The following is a 587-nucleotide window of genomic DNA, read 5'->3' as shown; positions in this document are numbered from 1 at the left end:
GCGGTGAATTACACCGTCAATGCCTTGGGCCAAACCACCGCCATCAGCGCACGCCCCGATGCTGGCACGACATACACCCTGGCCAGTAATGCCAGCTATTACGCCAACGGTGCCCTCAGGCAGTTCACCTACGGCAACGGCATCGTGCACACGATGACCCAGAACGCACGCCAACTGCCCAGTCAAAGCACCGACGGCAGCGTCCTGAAGCTGGCCACCACGTTCGATGCCAACGGCAACGTCACCGCCATCACCGACAACACCCCTGCCGCAAGACAAACCAAGACGATGGCCTACGACGCCCTCGACCGTCTCACCAGTGCCAGCTCGCCGATGTTCGGCACCGCCAGCTACGCCTATGACGCGCTGGACAACCTCACCCAAGTCAGCCTCAGCGGCGGCAGCCTGCCACGCACGCAGTACTACTGCTACACCGCCAGCAACCAAGTGGCATTTGTGCGCAGCGGCCCGCAATGCACCGGCAACGCCAGCCCGGCGCTCACCGCACTGACCTATGACCTGCAAGGCAACCTCGCCAGCAAAAACGGCACCGGCTATACCTTCGACTACGGCAACCGCCTACGCAG

1 pseudogene is annotated in these 587 nt (G+C 62.9%); it reads left to right on the top strand.

Features of this window, described 5'->3' with window-relative positions:
• Positions 1–587, top strand: a pseudogene (locus tag K7B09_RS13125) (RHS repeat protein); the annotation flags it as partial.

It is taken from the genome of Thermomonas beijingensis, from assembly GCF_020034655.1.
GTDB classification, from domain to species: Bacteria; Pseudomonadota; Gammaproteobacteria; order Xanthomonadales; family Xanthomonadaceae; genus Thermomonas; species Thermomonas beijingensis.
The sequence above is the reverse complement of the archived record's forward strand: the minus strand, read 5'-3'. Positions and strand labels throughout refer to the sequence as shown.